The organism is Sphingomonas sp. Leaf25 (assembly GCF_001421635.1).
In the GTDB taxonomy this organism is placed as follows: Bacteria; Pseudomonadota; Alphaproteobacteria; order Sphingomonadales; family Sphingomonadaceae; genus Sphingomonas.
Genome location: NZ_LMKU01000012.1, coordinates 103,197 through 121,832 on the forward strand (window position 1 = coordinate 103,197; position 18,636 = coordinate 121,832).

An 18,636-nucleotide genomic window follows, 5' to 3' on the forward strand; every position below is an offset into this window, starting at 1 on the left:
CGGCCTCCAGCTTGCGGGCATGGTCGTACGCCGCGTCGAAGGTTTCGCCCTCCAGCACCACGGTCGCGCCGTGGCTCTGCGTCTGCATCACCTTCACGGTCGGCGTCGGCTTGGGCATCACGATGGTGACGGGTACGCCGAGGCGGTTGCCGTGATAGGCGAGGCCCTGCGCGTGATTGCCCGCCGATGCCGCGATCACGCCCTTGGCGCGGGTCGCCTCGTCCAGTTGCAGCAACGTGTTGAGCGCGCCGCGCTCCTTGTAGGCGGCGGTGAACTGGAGATTCTCGAACTTCAGATAGACGGTTGCCCCGGTCAGTTCGGACAGGGTGCGGCTGATGAGCGTCGGCGTGCGCACGATCGACCCCGAAATCCGCATCGCCGCGCCGCGTACATCGTCGAGCGAAAGGGGCAGGGCGGGCGAAGCGATCGGGTTGGTAGCCATAGGGTTCCGCGCCTAGCCGATTAGACGCAGCGGGGAAAGGCGGCGGACAAGCCGGCTCACCATTCGACCGACAGTGTGGCGGACACGGTGCGCGGGCTGCCGGGATAATTGGTGGTCAGCGCGACCGGCTGTTCGACATAGAAGCGGTCGGTGACGTTGCGCACCACTACGCCCAGCCGGTATCGATCGGCGATGGTATAGCCCGCCGTCAGGTCGAAGCGGGTATAGCCGGGGACCGAGTAGCTGTTAGCCAGATCGCCCGCCCGCGCGCCGACGCGGATCGCGCCGCCGCCCAGCATCGCGCCGCCCAGTGGCCCGGCGGGGATGCGATAGGTGGTCCACAGGTTGCCGCTCCATTCCGGCACCCCGCGCAACCGGTTGCCGACCGGGATCACCGTATCGCGCGTCACCGTGGCATCCAGATAGCCCGCCCCGACGATCCAGCGCCATCCGGGCAGCACCTCGCCGCTCAGGTCGACCTCGGCCCCGCGCGATCTTTGCTGGCCGGTGACGATCACGAAGCCGTTGTTGACCGGATCGGCGCTGGCCACGTTGTTCTTCACGATGTCGAAGATCGCGGCACTGGCGATCAGGCGGCCGCCGACGGGGGTGAACTTGATCCCCGCCTCATACTGCCGTCCGGTTTCGGGAGGCGCGGTGCCGCCGTCGGCCTGCGCGGCGGTGCGCGGGCGGAACGACGTCGACCAGTTGGCATAGAGCGCCATCGACGGCACGGCATGCCACACGATCCCCAGTCGGGGCGATGCGCGCCGTCCGTCCTCGGCGGTGGCGATGCCGGCGGTGGTCGTCGTCTGATCGACATCATCCCAGCGGACGCCCGCGACGATGTCGACGCGGTCGCCGATGCCGATCTGGTCCTGGACATAGGGGGCAAGGAACCGCGCGCGCACGTCGACCGTGCGGAAGAAGGTGAAGGTGCCGGGCAGCGCCCCCTGCACCGGATCGGCGACGCGGATCGATGCCAGCGGCGCGCGCCATTCGCTGGTCGTGCGGCGCGCATCGACCGCCTCGAACCCGGCGAGCAGCAGGTGGGTGAGCGGCCCGGTGTCGAAGCGGAACAGCGCCTCGCTCTGGCTGGTCGTCGTCGCCACCGTCTGCGACTGGCGGACGCCGCGTCGCTGCAACAACGTGCGCGCGGTGTTGAAGCCGGTGAAATCGGCGACGGTCCGCCCGCTCTCGCCGCGTTGATGCGATAGGATCTGGCGCAGCGTCAGCCAGTCGGTCAGGTCATGCTCGATCCGCCCGCGCACCCCGTGCTGCCGCCCAAAATTGCGCGACCATGGCTCGCCAAAGCTGCGCGACGCGGGCCCCCGCACCGCGCCGTTCACGACCAGCAGCCCGCGATCCCCCGGTGTCACCTGATCGGTATAGTCGTAATCCACATCGGCGCGGGTCGCGGCATCGGGCCGCCATGCGATCGAGGGCGAAAAGAACACGCGGCTGCCGTCGATCTGGAAATCGCGGAAGCTGCCGCTGCGTTGCGCGGCAATGCTGAACCGCGCCGCCAGCGCCTCGCTCGCCGGGCCGGTCACGGTCGCCTGCACCCGGCGCAGCCCGTTGCCGCCGCCCTGCACCTGACCTTCCATGCCGAAGGTGAAGGCCGGACGACGGGTGACGATGTTGATCGTGCCCCCCGGCTCGCCGCGTCCGTACAGGACCGACGCCGGTCCCTTCAGCACCTCCACCTGCGCGACATTGGCGAGGTCGCGGACCGTTTCGGTGAAGTTCTGCGCCGGGTTGGTAAGAATCCCGTCGATCGCATAGGACGACAGCTCGAACCCGCGCACGACGAACAATTCGGTCCGGTTGCCCTGCGTGCCGCCGGGCTGCACGTTCGACACGTTGGCGACCACATCGGCCAGCCGCAGCAGTTGTTGCTCGTCGATCGTCTCACGCGGGACGACCTGTATCGCCTGCGGAATGTCCTCGATCGCGGTCTGCGTCCGCGTCGCGCCGGTCGCGACTTCGGGGCGGATGCTATGGCGCCGTCCGACGACCAGCAGCTCGTCGATCAGCGTGGCGTCCTGTGCGGCGGCGGGCAGCGGACCGGCCAGCGCGACGAAACCCCATGCAACCAAACGCCTTGTCAAATCCCTGCCCCCGTATCGCGATGCCGTGCCGTTCCTCCTGCCCGCGCATCCTTGCCTGCGTCGGTCGGCATCGTGCCGCTACGGTCGATGCTGCCCCTAAGGACAATGCGAGTCGTTATCAATAGCAAAGGTTGCCGTGGCTGGGCGTACGGCCCCTTTCGCGAACCCGCGACACCTCCTAAACCCCCGTCATGGCAACCATCGCATTCATCGGCACCGGCGTCATGGGCGCGCCCATGGCCGGGCATCTCGTCACCGCCGGGCATCGGGTGGTCGTCTACAACCGCACACGCGCCAAGGCGGACGCTTGGGCGGAACGGCACGGCGGCACCGTCGCCGACACACCCGCCGCCGCCGCGAAGGGCGCGGATGCGGTGTTCGCCTGCGTCGGCAACGACGACGATCTGCGTGCCGTAACGCTGGGCGACGACGGCGCGTTCGCCGCGATGGCGTCGGGTGCGCTGTTCGCCGACCATACCACCGTCTCCGCCGCGATCGCCCGCGAACTGGCCGATGCCGGCGCGGCAAGCGGCCTGCTCGTCCTCGATGCCCCCGTTTCGGGCGGACAGGCGGGGGCCGAGAACGGCAAGCTCTCGATCATGTGCGGCGGCTCTCGCCAAGCCTTCGCCGCCGCTGAACCGATCATGGCCGCCTACGCCCAGCGCATCGTCCATGTCGGTGAGGCGGGCGCTGGGCAGACGACCAAGATGGTCAACCAGATCTGCATCGCCGGCGTCCTGGGCGGCCTCGCCGAAGCGCTGCGCTTCGCGCAAAAGGCCGATCTCGATCTGGACAAGGTCCTCGACGCCGTATCCGGCGGCGCGGCGCAAAGCTGGCAGATGGTCAACCGCTGGCCGACGATGGCTAAGGACCAGTTCGACTTCGGCTTCGCGATCGACTGGATGCGCAAGGACCTTGGGCTGGCGCTCGACGAGGCGCGGCGGCAGGGGGCGACGCTGCCCGTTACCGCGCTGGTCGACCAATTCTATGCGGAGGTACAGGCGATGGACGGCGGGCGACAGGATACCAGCGCGCTGGTGCGGAGACTGGCCAAGTGAAGCGCCTGCTCCTGATCCCCGCGCTCCTCGCCGCCGCCCCTGCGCTGGCCGACGGCCTCGTCGACAACGTCAACGGCGTCGCGCTCGATTCGCGGGGGCAGGTCGTCCGCTTCTCGGCGATCGTCATCGACAAGGAAGGCAAGGTCGTCCGGCTGGTGCCCAAGGGCGAGAAGCCGCCCAAGCGCCCCGACTGGCGCACCGACATGGCCGGGCGCACCGTCATGCCCGGCATGATCGACGCGCACGGCCATGTCATGGCGCTCGGCTATCGCGGGCTGGAGATCGACCTGTCGGGCACGCGCTCGCTCGGGGCAGCGCAGGAGGCGATCCGCGCCTATGCCCGCGCCAACGGCAACCGGCCGTGGATCGTCGGCGGCGGCTGGAATCAGGAGGCGTGGGGCCTCGGCCGCTTCCCGACCGCCGCCGAACTCGACGCGGCGGTCGGCGACAAGCCGGTGCTGCTCGAACGCGCCGACGGCCATGCGGTGTGGGCTAACACTGCCGCGATCAAGGCGGCGGGCATCACCGCCCAGACCAAATCGCCGCCGGGCGGCCGGATCGAGCTGGCGAACGGCCAGCCCTCCGGCGTCTTCGTCGATTCTGCCGCGACGCTGTTCGACGCCGCGAAGCCCAAACCGTCGCCGCGCGAACGCAACGCGGCGTTTCTGAAAGCACAGGACACGCTGCTGTCGAACGGCATCACCGCCACCGCCGACATGGGCACCACCGTCGACGATTGGCAGGTGTTCCGCCGCATGGGCGACATCGGCCAGTTGCGCGTGCGGATCATGAGCTATGGCATGGGACTCGACACCGCGCTGAGCGTGGCGGGATCGGGGCCGACGCCGTGGCTCTACGGTGATCGCCTGCGCATGGGCGGGATCAAGCTCTACGCCGATGGCGCACTGGGTTCGCGCGGGGCGTGGCTGAAAGCGCCGTACAGTGACGCGCCGGGCCAGCGCGGCCTGTCGTTCATCGGCGACACCACGTTGCTCAACGTCATGAGCCGCGCGACGATGGACAATTTCCAGCTCGCGATCCACGCGATTGGCGATCAGGCGAACCGGCAGGTCCTCGACGCGATCGCCGAGATCGCCTCGTCGTACAAGGACGACCGCCGCTGGCGGATCGAACATGCGCAGGTGATCGACCCCGCCGATCTCCCGGCGCTGGGGCGCAACGGCACGATTGCCTCGATGCAGCCGGTCCATGCCACCGGCGACCGCACCATGGCCGAAGCACGGCTGGGCGAAGCGCGGCTGAAGGGTGCCTATGCGTGGGCGACCGTGCTGCGGGGCGGCGGGCGGCTGGCGTTCGGCTCGGACTATCCGGTCGAGAGCCCGAACCCGTTCGTCGGCTGGGCCGCCGCCTTCACCCGCGAGGATGCGAACGGCCAGCCGCCGGGGGGCTGGCGCCCCGAAGAACGGGTGACGCGCGAACAGGCATGGAAGGCCTTCACCCAGGACGCGGCCTATGCCGGCTTCGCCGAACAACGCTTCGGTTCGCTGCTGCCCGGGCAAAAGGCCGATTTCCTCGTCGTCGATCGCGATCCGGTGGCGGCCACGCCGGCCGAACTCCGCGCGACAAAGGTGCTCGAAACCTGGGTCGGCGGCTACAGGGCATGGCCGCTCAAGGACAAGCCGGAGGTGGCGGCGGGGCGGTAAGGGGCCGCCGTCCGGCCTCTCTGCGCAGCCAATCGTCGCCTTGGCGAAAGCTGGGGCCTCTTGGCCAACGCCGACTCTGTCCCATCGCGGAACGCTGCCGAATCCACGGGTGTACCCGCGCCCGATCCGGGGTAGGACCCGCCCATGGCCGCGAAGCTGCGAACCGCATTGGGAGTGACGCTGCTGCTGGGCGCGATCGGCGCGACGGCGGGGGGCGCGTTGATGCTGATCGGCGCGCACCCCGCCGCCCCGGCCGCCCCGCTGCTGCCGGTCATCCGCGTCACGCCCACGCCGTCCGCCCGCCCGACTCCGGCGACCAGCCGCCCGACGCCGATCTCCGCCGCGACTCCCGCGCCCGAGGCGATGGTCGTCCGCCACATCCTGACGATCGACGGTCCGTTCACCCACGGCCGCTGGCTGTGGGACGAAAGCGCCGCGCCCAAAACCGGCCCGATCGTCATCACCGTCGATCTGGACGCGCAGGTCCTGTCGATCTTCCGTGACGGCTATGAGATCGGCACGGCGGTCGTGCTGTACGGCGCCGACTGGAAACCCACCCCGCTCGGCGCGCTCAAGATCACCGAGAAGGACGCCGACCATGTCAGCAACCTTTACGGCGCGCCGATGCCGTACATGCTGCGGCTGACTAACGACGGCATCTCGATCCACGGTAGCGACGTGCAGCCCGGCGGCGCGACCCACGGCTGCATCGGTGTCCCCACGGCGTTTGCCCGCAAGCTCTTCGCAGCGGTGAAACTCGGCGACCGCGTCATCATCACCAACGGCAAGCGGCTGGCGATGGGGGCGGCGATCGCCCGCCGCTGATACAACGTATACGAAGCTTGTCTTTGCAAAAGGGTTCGGGCAACGCCGCGCGCTTCCGGGGGGAAATCGATGCGCCAGGTTCGAATCATGTTGCTTGCTACCGCGGGTACGCTTGCCGCCTGCGGCGGAGGCGGTAACAGTAGCTCAGCCCCATCGGTGATCGCGGCGCCGGCTCCCGCGCCGACCCAGACGCCAACTCCCACGCCGACCGCCACATCGACCAACCCGGACGCGAACGTCCCGCCGCTGGCACAGACCCCGCGCGAAAAATACGAGACGTTGTGCGATGCGCAGGTCGGCACCGATGCGCCACGCTTGCTGGCGTACGGCACCGGGATCGATCTCGGTCTTGATCTGACCGGCGACGCACCCGGCTATCTGCAATCGGTCGCCCCGCCGCATGTGCGTTACGGCATCCAACTTGGCGAGCGTGACCGCGCCATGGCGTTGCCCGACCTGGCATTCACCGCACGCTATGATACCGGCAGCTACCGGCTGGAACTGCGACCCCCGGCGAGCGGCGCGCGGACCTATCTCGCGACGGCGCGGCTGACCCAGACCGCGATTACCAGCCCGCCGTTCCGCTACGACTGCCTCTACGGCAACATCACCCCGCCGCCGATCTGGCCGAACAGCGGAACGGTCCGCTACGATGCGGCGATCGTCGGCACGCTGACCGCCGGGCAGGGTGCAACCGCGCAACCCTATCAATTGGGCGACAGCACCGGCAGCATCGTGGTCGATCAGGCGAGCGGTGACGTTCGCGTCGACCTGACGCTGACGGGGCGCGTCGCGGGTACGACGCTCCCGCCCGCCGCGCTCGGCCGGTATAGCGGCACGCTCCGGCGGCGGGCTGACGCGCTGTATGTCGGGGGCTTTCGCGGTACCTTGTCGGCCGGTGACGGCATCACCGGCTCAGCCGAGGTCGTCGGCACCTTCTATGGGCCGGCGGCAGAAGAAACCGGCCTGATCTTCCGGGTCGATGTCACCGATCCGGCGAGCGGCCGCCGGATCGAAGGGTCAGGCTATGCCACCGCGCGGCGGTGACGTGATCCCTCAGGCGACCGCCGCTTCGCCCATCTCGTCCGGCTCGCGCAGCACGTAGCCGCGGCCCCACACCGTCTCGATGTAATTCTCGCCGTCGCAGGCGGTGCTGAGCTTCTTGCGCAGCTTGCAGATGAAGACGTCGATGATCTTCAGCTCGGGCTCGTCCATGCCACCGTACAGGTGGTTCAGGAACATTTCCTTGGTCAGCGTCGTGCCCTTGCGCAGCGAAAGCAGCTCGAGCATCGCATATTCCTTGCCGGTCAGGTGGACGCGCGACCCGTCGACCTCGACCGTCTTGGCGTCGAGGTTCACCGCCAGCTTGCCGGTGCGGATCACCGACTGCGAATGGCCCTTCGACCGGCGCACCACCGCATGGATGCGCGCGATCAGTTCCTCGCGGTGGAACGGCTTGGTCACGTAATCGTCGGCGCCGAAGCCGAACGAGCGTACCTTGCTGTCCATCTCGTCAATGCCCGACAGGATCAGGACCGGCGTCTGCACCCGCGCCACGCGAAGCTTCTTCAGCACGTCATAGCCGTGCATGTCGGGCAGGTTCAGGTCGAGCAGGATGATATCGTAATCGTACAGCTTGCCCAGATCGAGGCCTTCTTCGCCCAGATCGGTCGTGTAGATATTGAAACCCTCGGTGGTCAGCATGAGCTCGATCGCCTTGGCGGTCGTCGGCTCGTCCTCGATCAGCAGCACGCGCATCCGGCAGTCCCCCGTTTCGCGGCACGCTCTTCCCTGTCGGCGCGCAAGCGAGAACAATTACTGTAAACCTTTCTGAAGGCAAAAGGTTAATTTCCGCTTAAGCCAGAACGATTCGTTAGGATGAGCGGTTAACGTGGCTGGCATAAACGCCGGAACCGTTCGGACAAAAACTCGATCAGCGCCTCGACCCGCGCGGGCCTGAGCGTGCCGGGCGGGGTCAGCAGGTGCAGCGCCACCCCGGCCCCGGTCCATGCCTCCAGCACCGGCTCCAGCCGCCCGGCGGCGATGTCGGCATCGACCAGAAAATCGGGCAGCCGCGCCACGCCCAGTCCCGCGCGCAGCGCCGGCAGCATCGCCTCGCCGTTGTTCGTCGCCAGCGGCCCCGCCGGGCGTACCGCCACTTCCTCTGCACCCTGCCGGAAATGCCAGATCGCGTTCGGCAGGTTGGTATAGACGAAACAGGCATGATGGCCGAGGTCGGCAGGATGCGTCGGCCGGCCACGTTTCTCCCAATAGGCCGGCGCGGCGACGATCCGTATCGCCACCGGGGCCAGCCGCCGCGCGCGCAGCGAACTGTCGGGCAGGTCGGCGATGCGCAGCGCCACGTCGATCCCGTCGGCCACGATGTCGACCTTGGCATCGGACAGCGTCAGGTCGATCTCGACGCCGGGATGCGCCGCCAGGAAGTCCGCGATCGCCGGGGCGACATGGGCGAGGCCGAACGACATCGGCACCGCCACCCGCACCAGACCGGTCGGCGCGGCGGCGGCATCGCGCGCCTGTTCCTCCGCCCCCTGCGCCTCGGCCAATATCCTTGCGGCGCGCTCGCTCAGCGACTGGCCGGCATCGGTCAGCGCGAGCCGCCGCGACGTCCGGTGGAACAAGGTGGTGCCGAGCGATACCTCCAGCCGCGCCACCGCCTTCGACACCGTCGCCTTCGACACGCCGATCGATGCCGCGGCCGCGCTGAACGACCGGTGCTCCACCACACAGGCGAACATCGCCCACGCCTCGAAATCCGGCAGCCGCATGGATGTTCCTCGTTCCCGAAACGATCGGTTTCCGACGTTTCCGTTTACGCGACTGTCGCGCCGCCTATCTTGATCGTCAAGCAAGGAGACTTCGGATGATCGACAAACGCGACTTCACCAGCCTCGGCCATGCCGATCACGGCTGGCTGAACGCCCGCCATCATTTCAGCTTCGCCAACTATCATGATCCCGCCCGCATGGGCTGGGGCGCGATCCGGGTGTGGAACGACGACGAGATCGCCGCCAATTCGGGTTTCCCGCCGCACCCGCACAAGGACATGGAGATCATCACCTATGTCCGCTCGGGCGCGATCACCCATCAGGATTCGATGGGCAACAAGGGCCGCACGTCGGCGGGCGACGTGCAGGTGATGAGCGCCGGCTCGGGCGTGCGCCATGCCGAATACAACCTCGAACCCGAAACGACCCGCATCTTCCAGATCTGGATCGAACCGCGCCAGAAGGGCGGCACCCCGTCATGGGGCGCGAAACCCTTTCCCAAGGGCGAGCGCTCGGGCAAGTTCGTGACGCTGGCCAGCGGTGCGGACGACGAGGATGCGCTGCGCATCCGCGCCGACGCCCGCGTGCTCGGCGCCACGCTGCGCGCCGGCGAGAGTGTGGAACATAGCGTGGGGGCGGGGCGTCACGCCTATCTGGTCGCCGCGACCGGCGCGTTCACCATCGACGGCGTCGCCTTTCAGGCACGCGACGGGGCGGCGCTCTCGGGCGGGCAGACCGTCACCATCACCGCGATCGAGGACAGCGAACTCGTTCTCGTCGACGCCGAATAAGTCACGTCTTTCCCAAGGGAGTATGCCTGCATGTCGAAGGTTCTGGTCCTCTATTATTCGTCCTACGGCCATATCGCGAAGATGGCCGACGCCATCGCCGAGGGTGCCCGCGCCGGCGGGGCCGAGGTGGATGTGCGCCGCGTGCGTGAAACCGCGCCCGACGAGGTCGCCAAGTCGGCGGGCTTCGTCGTCGCCGATCATCACGCGCTGCTGACCGATCCCAACGAACTGACCCATTACGACGCGATTATCGTCGGTACCGGCACCCGCTATGGCCGGATGTCGAGCCAGATGGCCGCCTTCTGGGACACGACCGGCGGCGTGTGGGCCAGGGGCGGGCTCGTCGGCAAGATCGGCGGCGCGTTCACCTCCACCGCGACCCAGCATGGCGGGCAGGAGACGACGCTGTTCTCGATCATCACCAACCTGCTGCACCATGGGCTGACGATCGTCGGCCTCGACTATGGCTATGACGGCCATGGCGGACTGGACGAAGTGAACGGCTCGACGCCCTATGGCGCCTCGACCATCGCGGCGGGCGACGGCAGCCGCCAGCCGACCGAGATCGAGCTGGGCGGCGCCCGCCATCAGGGCAAGCGCATTGCCGAACTCGCGACCAAGGTCTTCGGATAAGACAGGGCAGGGGGCGTTCCGTCGGGCCGCCCCCTGCCCCCGATCGCGCAGGTCGCCCTGCGCGATAATAGCAAGCATAACATATGTTAAACACCGGAAATTAGGAATTGGCGTCGCAGAACCGCCGGATGGATACCCTGCGATGAACCGCTGCGAGGGCTGCCGAACCGCCGCCGACCAGTTCGATCTGGCGATGGCGTTTCAGCCGATCGTCGATGTCGAAACCGGCACGCCATGGGCCTATGAAGCGCTGGTACGCGGCCCGAACGGCGAGGGGGCGGCAACGGTGCTTTCGACCGTCACCGACGCCAACCGCTATGCGTTCGACCAGCAATGTCGGGTGGCGGCGATCACCCAGGCCGTCGCCGCCGGCATCGTGCCGACCGGTGCCCGACTGTCGATCAACTTCCTGCCGAACGCGGTCTATTCGCCGGTCGCCTGTATCCAGTTGACGTTGCAGACCGCCGCTGCGGCCGGCTTCCCGACCGATCGCCTGATCTTCGAATTCACCGAGAATGAGGAAATCCGCGACACCGGGCATCTGGCCAATATCATCGACACCTATCGCCGGATGGGCTTCGCCACCGCGCTCGACGATTTCGGGGCGGGCCACGCCGGCCTCGCGCTGCTGGCCCGGCTGCAAACCGATGTCATCAAGCTCGACATGGAATTGATCCGCGACATCGATACCAGCCAGCCGCGCCGGATCATCGCCGAATATCTGGTCGCGATGCTCCATCGCCTCGGCATCACCGTCGTCGCCGAAGGCATCGAAACCCGCGAGGAATATGACGCGCTGCGCGCCATGGGCGTGCGCTACATGCAGGGCTATCTGTTCGCCCGCCCGGGGTTCCGAACGCTGCCGACCCCGATGCTGCCGGTCGAAGTGCCGCTACGCCTGATCGCGTGAGCGACCCTTGTTCGAGTGGGGGGTCGGTCCCGATCGAACCGGGCCGGTTCCACGGCATCGCTTAGCCGCGTGCAAGCGCTACACCGGTGGCGCGCCACAGGAATTTCTTGGCGCGACCGACCGTACCGCTGTCGTGCGAATGGCGGAGTTTGGCGGGTAGCGGTGTTGCACCACGGACATTGCTTCGGCATCGTTGGGGTATGAAGCTATCACTCTGGCGAACAACGGCGGCCGCTTTTCTGATGGCCGGAACGGGATGCGCAAGTCGCACGACGGCAGTGCCGTTCAATGTGATCGTTCGAGGTCCTGCAACGGCGTGCAGCATCGAAGTAAACAGACGCAAAGTCACCACGGACGAGTTACTGGCGATCGCGCGACCGGAAGCGAGGTTAGGGCGGCGAGCCCATATCGATGCCAATATAACAGAAACGCCTTACCGATGCTTGGGTGGCGCGATATACACGCTACAGATGGCGGGTTTCAAAGATGTGGGGTTTGTCGCCGAGCCACCTTCGAGCGAGAGGTAGCCTCATGTCCGAAATTGAGCGTTGGCGGACGGCTTGCCGAACCGCATCGGCCCAATCGTCAGGCGTGGCGGGATCGTTAAGCGCACATCGCGCGAAACGCAGTTTCGCTGTCCAACAGGGTTGATGCTGGTCCGATTGCCGTTTGCGAAGGTTGCCACGAAGCGGCGATCCACTCAACGTCCGCAAACCCCGCGCCAATAAGTCCGGCGTCACCAACAAGCCGCCGCTACTCGAAGCTATCGAATGCCCGTCGAATCTCGAACGGCGCCGAACTCGCCGACCCCGGCATGAAATCGGCATGTCGCCGCCGCACCGCTTCCGGCGTCGCCCCGAACGCCTTGCGGAAACTGCGCGACAGCGCCGCCGGGTCGCGAAACCCATAGCGCCGGGCAAGCTCGGCCAGCGTGCTGGTGTTGCGCGGGTTGGACACCGCCCGGTGGAGCGCGCGCAGCCGGCGCATGCGATCATAGGCAAGCACGCCGCCATCGCGCTCGAACAGGCGATACACCACCGATCGCGACACCCCCAGCGCGGCGGTGATGCCCTCGATCGACAGGGTCCCAGGCGGCTGCGTCGCGACATGATCCTTCGCGGCGGCCAGCAGCGACGACGTGCCAGTACGCTGGATCGCCCCGGCGCGCAGCATCGCGGCGGCGGCAAGATCGCGCAGGATCGCCGCATAGAGTGGCGCGGCGCTCGCCGCCGCGTCGGGAAAGAAGCCGACCATCCCGACACCGACATCGCGCAGCAGCGTAAGTTCGGCAACGGGAGCGAGCGGCCCCTGGAAATCGATCGGCCCGGTCACTTCCTCAAGGAACCCCCGCGCGAAATACAGGATGAGGCAGCGGGTGCGGGTCGCCGTCACGGTGCTCGGCCGGCTGGAATCGCGCAGGAAGGCGGCGGGGGCGGTCAGCACCGCCGTCGCGCCATCGGCCTCGAAGGTCATCGTACCGTCAAGCAACTGGCAATACTGGATGTAATCGGCGTCGACCGCGTTGACGAGCGCACGGTCGCGCACCGCGACGAACGGATCGACGTCGACCAGCGTCATCTGCAACGCGCCGAGGTTCCACATGTCGCCCCGGCATAGAAACGGGCCGGGTTCGGGCTGATACAGCCGCGCGCCGCGGGTATGCGCCGCCCAATAGGCAAATTGTTCGGCCACCGGTAAGACGGAGGTGTCCATGACGACCCTGGGGATCGTGCCGGAAGAATCGTCGTGCATCCCATATCCGGGCCAGATGTCGTCGCGTTCAGCGTCGGCCAAACGACCCGTCCGGGTAAGCCCGCTACCGTACCATCTCCCCCGGCGGCACCAGCCATAGTTTCCGCGCCGAGACATCGAGCGTCATCCCCCCGGCCAGCCCAAGCAGACCCATGCCGATCAGCCCGTCGCCGTTCGCGCCGTCGACCGCGTCGATGAACACCCGGGTCGAGGGCAGCGTCAGCGGCCCGACGCTCACTGCCGGTCCGGTACACAGTCGCCCGGTTCGCGCGCGGCCGTCGCCGGTGCGGAAGCTGCTGCCCTCGCACGCCGCATCGGCCACACCCAGCCGGGCCCATGCCGCCGGCGTCAGGATCAGCGCGCCGCTCAGCCCGGTATCGACCGTCACGATCATCCGCTTGCCGCCCAGCGTGATGGCGATACGCGGCCGCGCGTCGAGCAGATCGACCGCGCGGCCCGCCCGCTCGACCGTCCCGCCCGGCAGGAACGCAATCGTGCGCGCGCCCGGCCGTGTCGCGACGGCGAACCGGCGATAGAAATCGGCTCCGACGACCAGCGCGATCGGCCGTCCGATCGACCGGGAGATCGGTGCCAGGTCGATCCCGGTCATCGATGCCAGCGTCACCGCGAACTGCCCCTCGACCGCCACGGCCACCCGCTCGACCCGTTGTCCGTTCAGGCCGCTGCCGGCATTGATCCGTACCGACGTGCGCGGATCGATCGTCAGCCCGGCCTGCCGCGCGAACCCCAGATCGACGAAACTGCGCTCCGCCCGGTTGTCGAGCAGCGCCCACGCTTCCCGCCCGGCGATCCGCACGCGAAACACGACAAGCCCGCCGACCGCCTCGTAGAGGACCGGTCGCCGCACGGCGGGCGGCACGATGCGAAACACCGGGGCGGCCACCGGCCGCGCCGGGGCAGGGGAGGCGGCCTGCGCCCCCACGATCAGCCAGAGCGCATATCCGATCAAATACATCCTCCTGCCAGCCACCATGCTGACACCCGCCACCTGCCCCGGCAAGCGCTGTCCTACACCCGCGCCGCCATGCTAGGCACAGGACTTCGACCCGGTTCTTTCGCACGCTGAAACCTCCACACCGCAGCCTCGTCCGCAATGGCGGGGTAACGGCGATCCCGATGCAACTCCTTCGCGCCGCCGCATGAAATCCTCGTTCGCGTGAAATCGCACACTTCGGGGTCGGCGGATCGGCCATGTAGCTGAAAAGACAGGATACCTTGCCGGACAACCGCAAGACAGCCGGCCAAAAAGTGTAAGTTTGTGTAAACTTAGTTTAAACTTCCGCCAGCGCCGGTGTAAACTTCGGCGCAGGATCGTATTACCGCACCCCCGGTTCCGCCGGAAACCGCGTCCGCGCCTTGGCGAACAGCCCGCGCGCCACCGGTGCCCCCGCCTCGGTCGCCGTCGTGCCGACCCAGCGCCAGTGCCACGGCTCCCACTTCACCTGCTGCCGGTTTCCCGCGGGAAACGACATCTCGAACCCGAAACTGGCGGCATTGGCGCGCATCCACCGCCCCGCCGGGGTCGCCGCGAAACACGCCTCCGCATCGCACGCCCGCGAAGTGCTGGTCCCGAAATCGATGACATAGCCGGTGGCATGTTCGCTATGCCCCGGCGGCGCGGAGGCCCATGCCCGTTCGGTGAAGCTGCCCGATCCGTCGCGGCCGATCCCGCCGCAGAAGGTCTGGCGCTGGAGTGCCTCGGACCGGTGGCACGATACCGCGCGCAACGTGCCGCGCACCGCCGGATCGGCCTCCGCCGCCGCCAGCAACCGCGAAAGGTCGCCCAGCATCGCCGGATGCACCTTGCAACTGCCCCCGCCCAGCGCGGCCGGCGCGTCGACCAGCGCGCTTGCCGGCGTGTCGGGATAGGCGAAGTGATTGAACAGCCGCCCGTCGGCACCCGGCTGCACCACGCCCCGCCCGCATAGCGCGACCGGCTGCACCGCCATGCGCGGCACCGACACCACCGGCGGGGCGACCGGGGTCGGCCTGGCTGTGGGCACCACGACGGGCGGCACGACGGGCGGCGTCGCCACCGGCGTACAGGCGACGGACGTCAGGCAGGCAAGGACAGGCAGCGATCGACGCACAAGTTTCTCCCAGTACGCATCCTCTCGCTTCGGGCAACCACTGGCATGGCGCGGCCAAGGATGGCAAGGAGGCGGAATGCTTGACGACCTTGTCCTGTTCATCGACGGCGAAGCGATCGTCCTCGACAAACCCGCCGGCCTGCCGGTCGATCCCCCGCGTGACGGTTCGCCCAGCATCGTCGGCCGCGCCGATGAACTGCGCTTCACCTTCCAGCGCGAACCGACGCCGGTCCACCGCCTCGACCGCGATACCAGCGGCTGCCTGCTCCTCGCCCGCAACCCGAAAGCGCATGCCCGCTTCCAGCAGGCGTTCGAACAGGGCCGGGTGACGAAACGCTATCTCGCGGTGGTCGACGGCGTACCCGAGGTCGAATCGGGGGAGATCGACCTTCCGCTGTCCAAGGTCAGCAGCGTCGAGGACGGCTGGCGCATGGTCGGCGATCCGCGCGGCAAGGCGGCGCGGACCAACTGGCGGCTGCTGCGCACCGTCGGCGACCGCTCGCTGGTGGCGCTGTTCCCCGAAACCGGGCGCACCCATCAAATCCGCGTGCACATGGCCGAAGGGCTGGGTTGCCCCGTCGCGGGCGATCCGGTCTATGGCCGGGGCGAAGGGCCGATGCTCCTCCACGCCGCCGGACTGATGGTGCCGCGCGACAACAAGCTGGCGATCGACGTGACCGCGCCATGGCCGCAAAGCTTCGTCGCCGCCGGCTTCGACGAGGGGTAGGTGCCGCGCATCGCGATCACCCGCGCCATCGCGATCGACAGCGGCGAACTGGAGGAAAGCTTCACCCGTGCCTCGGGGCCGGGCGGGCAGCACGTCAACACCACCGACAGCGCGGTGCTGCTGCGTTTCGACGTCATGGCCTCGCCCGGCCTGCCCGATGCGGTGAAACTGCGCCTCGCGACGCTTGCCGGATCGCGGCTGAGCAAGGAGGGCGTGCTGACCCTGCGCGCCGACGCCTCGCGCTCGCAGGAACTGAACCGCCGCGAGGCCCGCGAACGCCTGTTCGCGCTGATCCGCGAGGCGACGATCGTCCCCAAGAAACGCCGCCCGACCAAACCGACGAAAGCCTCGCAGGTCCGCCGGGTGGAGGGCAAGAAGGGCCGGGCACAGGTGAAGGCCGGACGCGGCAAGGTGCGGATGGATTGAGCGGCGGGACGGCGCTGTCCTACAGTCGCCGAACCCGATATGCGTCCGTGATGTTCTTCAAACGTCATCTGGAGCGGATGCGATCGCATTTCCTCGATCAGTTCGAGGCGGAGGGTAGCGATTTCCTTTTCCGCGAGAACATGAAGGGGCCGCCGGTCCGTGTCACCGCGACTGAACGCGATGCGTTCGCGGCGGATTTCGTGCGGCGCGTGAAATACATCATTTGGGCGCTCATGGTCGCGACGGCCCTGCTATGCGTTATTCCCGTGCTGATCGCCCCGGATATGTCGAAAGGCACGCAAAAGACGGTTATCGGGATCGGCGTCGGTGGCATCCTGACGCTCTGCCTTGTTTCCGGCTATCGGGCATGGACGGCCCCCGCCCGGGCATTGGAGCGTCGCCCGGTACTGGGGTTGCCCCGGTCGAAAGCGGAAATCCGCCGCCGGGCGTTCTCGCGGATGACCTATGGGCAATTGGCGCTGTGCTTGCCTCTGGCCGCGCTGCTCGTCCTTCCGAATGGCATCGGCTCCTGGTGGACGTTCGTTGCCGGAGGTCTTGTTGCCGCGGGACTCGTTCAAGCCCTCCGCAAATGGCGCTTCGAGCGCGGTCGCAACGACTGAAACCATTGGCCCCGCCACTTCGCTCGCCTACATCACGCGCCATGTACCAGTTCACCGTATCCGCCGCCGACAAGGCCGACCTCTACCGCGACCTCCTGTCCGCGCTCGATTCGCTGACCGCCGACGAACGGGACCCGATCGCCAACATGGCCAACGCCTCGGCGTTGCTGATGCAGTATCTGCCCGACCTCAACTGGTCGGGCTTCTACCGGCTGGTCGGGGACGAACTGGTGCTGGGGCCGTTTCAGGGCAAGGCGGCGTGCATCCGCATCGCGCTGGGCAGGGGGGTGTGCGGCACCGCCGCCGCCACCCGCACCACGCAACTGGTCCCCGACGTCCATGCCTTCCCCGGCCATATCGCCTGCGACGCCGACAGCCGCGCCGAACTGGTCGTGCCGATCGTGGCGGACGGGCGGCTGGTCGGCGTGCTCGACCTCGACAGCCCGATCGCTGGCCGGTTCGATGCGGCCGATCAGGCGGGGTGCGAGGCGCTGATGGCGATGTTGGCGCCACGCATCGCCTGACTGCTCCAAGGCGGGACGATCGCTGCGACGTTTGCCGCGTTGGCGGGGAACCGGCGCGCGTGGTAAGGTTTCGGCAACCATATTCGCGGGCGGTTCCAGCCCGCAGCCAATCAGGGAGCCGTTTGGCCGATGCGCACGCCGTTGATCGCCGCCACCATAGCCTTTGCCGCCGCGACCGCCCTGCCGACCGGCGTGGCCGATGCGCAGGTCATTGCCCATGGCCAGCGGGGGCATGCGCCCCGCATGGTGCCCGGCGGCCACCCGCGCGTGAATCTGCCCGGTCCGCGCTGGGGCGGCAAGGTGCGCGGGCGCTGGTACGGCGGCCATTATGCGCCGGGCGGCTGGAACGCCTATCGCCAGCCGGCGCGCGGCTGGATCATGCCGCGTTACTGGGTCGCGCCGAGCTTCTATGTCCAGGACTGGTCGACCTACGGCCTCGCCCAGCCGCAGGCGGGCTATGGCTGGTATCGCTATTACGACGACGCCGTGCTCGCCGATCGCGACGGCCGGGTGTACGACTATCGTGGCGGCATCGACTGGGATGCGCGCGACGATGGACGCTATGTCCGCGACGATCGTTATTACGATGATCGTTATCAGGACGACCGCGTCGTCACCCGCCGCGACAACGGCGTCGGCGGTGCGGTGATCGGCGGAGTCGTCGGCGGGGTGGCGGGCAACGTCATCGCCGGACGCGGCAACCGGCTGGGCGGCACGATCCTCGGCGCGGGGGTAGGGGCGCTGGCCGGCACCGCGATCGACCGCGCGGAGGATCGCGGCCGCCGCATGCCCCCGCCGCCGCCCGAATATGGCGCGCCCTATGCGGTGCCGGGCGACGACGTGCCGGTCGCCCCCGACGACGGCTATTACGACGATCGCGGCGCGCCCGACGTCGTCTATGCGCCTCCACGCGAACAGGTGCAGCCAATCGGCCGGTCGTACGACCGCCGGGTCGAGCGCCGCTATGTCGAACGCGGCCCGGTGCGCGGCGGCTATGTCGAAACGCATCCGCAGGTCGGTGGCTATACCACCACGACCAGCAGCTATGGCGCGGCGGGCGGCTATGTCGCGAACGGCTATTATTATCCGCCGGCGACGGTGACGACGGTCACGGTCGGTTCGCCCACCGTCACCACGACCACGACCACCGAAGAGATCGTGACCTATTCCGCGCCGCGCACGCTCAAGCGCCGCGCGACCTATCGCGCGCGGGCGTCCAAGACGCTCTGCCGCTGCTGACCGGGCGGGGTAGC

Annotated in this window: 19 protein-coding genes; 12 read left to right on the top strand and 7 right to left on the bottom strand. The window is 68.1% G+C overall.

The features are described from left to right. On the bottom strand, positions 1-442 hold a 442-nt coding region (locus ASE78_RS19425), incomplete at its 3' end, for a pyridoxal-phosphate dependent enzyme (protein WP_235514910.1). 56 nt (positions 443-498) lie between these two features. Further along, positions 499-2,541: a TonB-dependent siderophore receptor gene (locus ASE78_RS05120; RefSeq protein WP_235514882.1), complete on the bottom strand. Its 2,043-nt coding sequence runs from the start codon at positions 2,539-2,541 to the stop codon at positions 499-501. Positions 2,542-2,744: 203 nt separating this feature from the next. On the opposite strand from ASE78_RS05120, the gene ASE78_RS05125 reads away from it, so the two are divergent. From ASE78_RS05125 to ASE78_RS05140, 4 genes are all read left to right on the top strand, one after another. Then, the gene (locus ASE78_RS05125; protein ID WP_056494142.1) at positions 2,745-3,611 is read left to right on the top strand and encodes an NAD(P)-dependent oxidoreductase; all 867 of its coding nucleotides are present in this window, start codon (positions 2,745-2,747) and stop codon (positions 3,609-3,611) included. After that, on the top strand, positions 3,608-5,275 hold the full coding sequence (locus ASE78_RS05130) for an amidohydrolase (RefSeq protein WP_056494144.1): 1,668 nt from the start codon (positions 3,608-3,610) through the stop codon (positions 5,273-5,275). Before ASE78_RS05125 ends, ASE78_RS05130 begins: the two co-directional genes overlap by 4 nt. A 144-nt stretch (positions 5,276-5,419) precedes the next feature. After that, entirely contained in the window at positions 5,420-6,100 is a 681-nt protein-coding gene (locus ASE78_RS05135; RefSeq protein WP_056494147.1) for a L,D-transpeptidase family protein, read from the top strand. A 156-nt stretch (positions 6,101-6,256) separates the two neighbouring features. Then, a complete protein-coding gene (locus tag ASE78_RS05140; protein ID WP_056494151.1) occupies positions 6,257-7,147 on the top strand; it encodes a hypothetical protein in 891 nt (296 codons plus the stop codon). Positions 7,148-7,156: 9 nt separating this feature from the next. Here the strand turns inward: ASE78_RS05140 and ctrA are convergent, their stop codons facing one another. Both ctrA and ASE78_RS05150 read right to left on the bottom strand, forming a co-directional pair. Then, complete coding sequence (gene ctrA, locus ASE78_RS05145; protein WP_055755711.1) at positions 7,157-7,858, bottom strand: response regulator transcription factor CtrA; 702 nt, start codon at positions 7,856-7,858, stop codon at positions 7,157-7,159. Between the two features lie 128 nt (positions 7,859-7,986). Further along, positions 7,987-8,889 (bottom strand): LysR family transcriptional regulator, encoded by a 903-nt coding sequence (locus ASE78_RS05150; protein WP_056494154.1) that lies wholly within the window; start codon positions 8,887-8,889, stop codon positions 7,987-7,989. A gap of 95 nt (positions 8,890-8,984) precedes the next feature. Between ASE78_RS05150 and ASE78_RS05155 the strand changes: the two genes are divergently transcribed. The 3 genes from ASE78_RS05155 (at position 8,985) to ASE78_RS05165 (ending at position 11,223) form a co-directional block, all read left to right on the top strand. Further along, entirely contained in the window at positions 8,985-9,680 is a 696-nt protein-coding gene (locus ASE78_RS05155) for a pirin family protein (RefSeq protein WP_056494157.1), read from the top strand. A 30-nt stretch (positions 9,681-9,710) separates the two neighbouring features. After that, positions 9,711-10,313 carry an NAD(P)H:quinone oxidoreductase gene (gene wrbA, locus ASE78_RS05160; protein ID WP_056494160.1) on the top strand — a complete coding sequence of 201 codons (603 nt, stop codon included), beginning with the start codon at positions 9,711-9,713 and terminating at the stop codon, positions 10,311-10,313. A gap of 142 nt (positions 10,314-10,455) precedes the next feature. Next, a complete protein-coding gene (locus ASE78_RS05165) occupies positions 10,456-11,223 on the top strand; it encodes an EAL domain-containing protein (protein ID WP_082467022.1) in 768 nt (255 codons plus the stop codon). A 753-nt stretch (positions 11,224-11,976) separates the two neighbouring features. Here the strand turns inward: ASE78_RS05165 and ASE78_RS05170 are convergent. The 3 genes from ASE78_RS05170 to ASE78_RS05180 form a co-directional block, all read right to left on the bottom strand. After that, positions 11,977-12,915 (bottom strand): AraC family transcriptional regulator, encoded by a 939-nt coding sequence (locus ASE78_RS05170; RefSeq protein WP_056494163.1) that lies wholly within the window; start codon positions 12,913-12,915, stop codon positions 11,977-11,979. 124 nt (positions 12,916-13,039) lie between these two features. Further along, positions 13,040-13,945, bottom strand: a complete 906-nt coding sequence (locus tag ASE78_RS05175) for an aspartyl protease family protein (protein ID WP_162236465.1) — start codon at positions 13,943-13,945, stop codon at positions 13,040-13,042. A 367-nt stretch (positions 13,946-14,312) separates the two neighbouring features. Next, positions 14,313-15,086: a D-alanyl-D-alanine carboxypeptidase family protein gene (locus ASE78_RS05180; protein WP_235514883.1), complete on the bottom strand. Its 774-nt coding sequence runs from the start codon at positions 15,084-15,086 to the stop codon at positions 14,313-14,315. Between the two features lie 76 nt (positions 15,087-15,162). Here ASE78_RS05180 and ASE78_RS05185 point away from each other — a divergent pair, with 76 nt between their 5' ends. The 5 genes from ASE78_RS05185 to ASE78_RS05205 all read left to right on the top strand — a co-directional run bounded on the left by ASE78_RS05185 (position 15,163) and on the right by ASE78_RS05205 (position 18,622). After that, on the top strand, positions 15,163-15,813 hold the full coding sequence (locus ASE78_RS05185; RefSeq protein WP_056494172.1) for an RluA family pseudouridine synthase: 651 nt from the start codon (positions 15,163-15,165) through the stop codon (positions 15,811-15,813). Next, entirely contained in the window at positions 15,814-16,239 is a 426-nt protein-coding gene (arfB, locus tag ASE78_RS05190; RefSeq protein ID WP_056494174.1) for an alternative ribosome rescue aminoacyl-tRNA hydrolase ArfB, read from the top strand. It abuts the gene before it with no gap. 50 nt (positions 16,240-16,289) lie between these two features. Beyond that, on the top strand, positions 16,290-16,859 hold the full coding sequence (locus tag ASE78_RS05195) for a hypothetical protein (protein WP_056494178.1): 570 nt from the start codon (positions 16,290-16,292) through the stop codon (positions 16,857-16,859). A 41-nt stretch (positions 16,860-16,900) separates the two neighbouring features. Next, on the top strand, positions 16,901-17,383 hold the full coding sequence (locus ASE78_RS05200; protein ID WP_056494182.1) for a GAF domain-containing protein: 483 nt from the start codon (positions 16,901-16,903) through the stop codon (positions 17,381-17,383). A gap of 129 nt (positions 17,384-17,512) precedes the next feature. Then, the gene (locus ASE78_RS05205) at positions 17,513-18,622 is read left to right on the top strand and encodes an RcnB family protein (RefSeq protein ID WP_056494185.1); all 1,110 of its coding nucleotides are present in this window, start codon (positions 17,513-17,515) and stop codon (positions 18,620-18,622) included. The last annotated feature ends 14 nt before the right edge of the window (positions 18,623-18,636 follow it).

Coding starts and splice junctions, on each gene's coding strand:
- ASE78_RS05195 (WP_056494178.1), top strand. CDS start 16,290: ATGTTCTTCAAACGTCATCTGGAGCGGATGCGATCGCATTTCCTCGAT.
- wrbA (WP_056494160.1), top strand. CDS start 9,711: ATGTCGAAGGTTCTGGTCCTCTATTATTCGTCCTACGGCCATATCGCG.
- ASE78_RS05155 (WP_056494157.1), top strand. CDS start 8,985: ATGATCGACAAACGCGACTTCACCAGCCTCGGCCATGCCGATCACGGC.
- ASE78_RS05205 (WP_056494185.1), top strand. CDS start 17,513: ATGCGCACGCCGTTGATCGCCGCCACCATAGCCTTTGCCGCCGCGACC.
- ASE78_RS05125 (WP_056494142.1), top strand. CDS start 2,745: ATGGCAACCATCGCATTCATCGGCACCGGCGTCATGGGCGCGCCCATG.
- ASE78_RS05185 (WP_056494172.1), top strand. CDS start 15,163: ATGCTTGACGACCTTGTCCTGTTCATCGACGGCGAAGCGATCGTCCTC.
- ctrA (WP_055755711.1), bottom strand. CDS start 7,858: ATGCGCGTGCTGCTGATCGAGGACGAGCCGACGACCGCCAAGGCGATC.
- ASE78_RS05200 (WP_056494182.1), top strand. CDS start 16,901: ATGTACCAGTTCACCGTATCCGCCGCCGACAAGGCCGACCTCTACCGC.
- ASE78_RS05165 (WP_082467022.1), top strand. CDS start 10,456: ATGAACCGCTGCGAGGGCTGCCGAACCGCCGCCGACCAGTTCGATCTG.
- ASE78_RS05135 (WP_056494147.1), top strand. CDS start 5,420: ATGGCCGCGAAGCTGCGAACCGCATTGGGAGTGACGCTGCTGCTGGGC.
- ASE78_RS05150 (WP_056494154.1), bottom strand. CDS start 8,889: ATGCGGCTGCCGGATTTCGAGGCGTGGGCGATGTTCGCCTGTGTGGTG.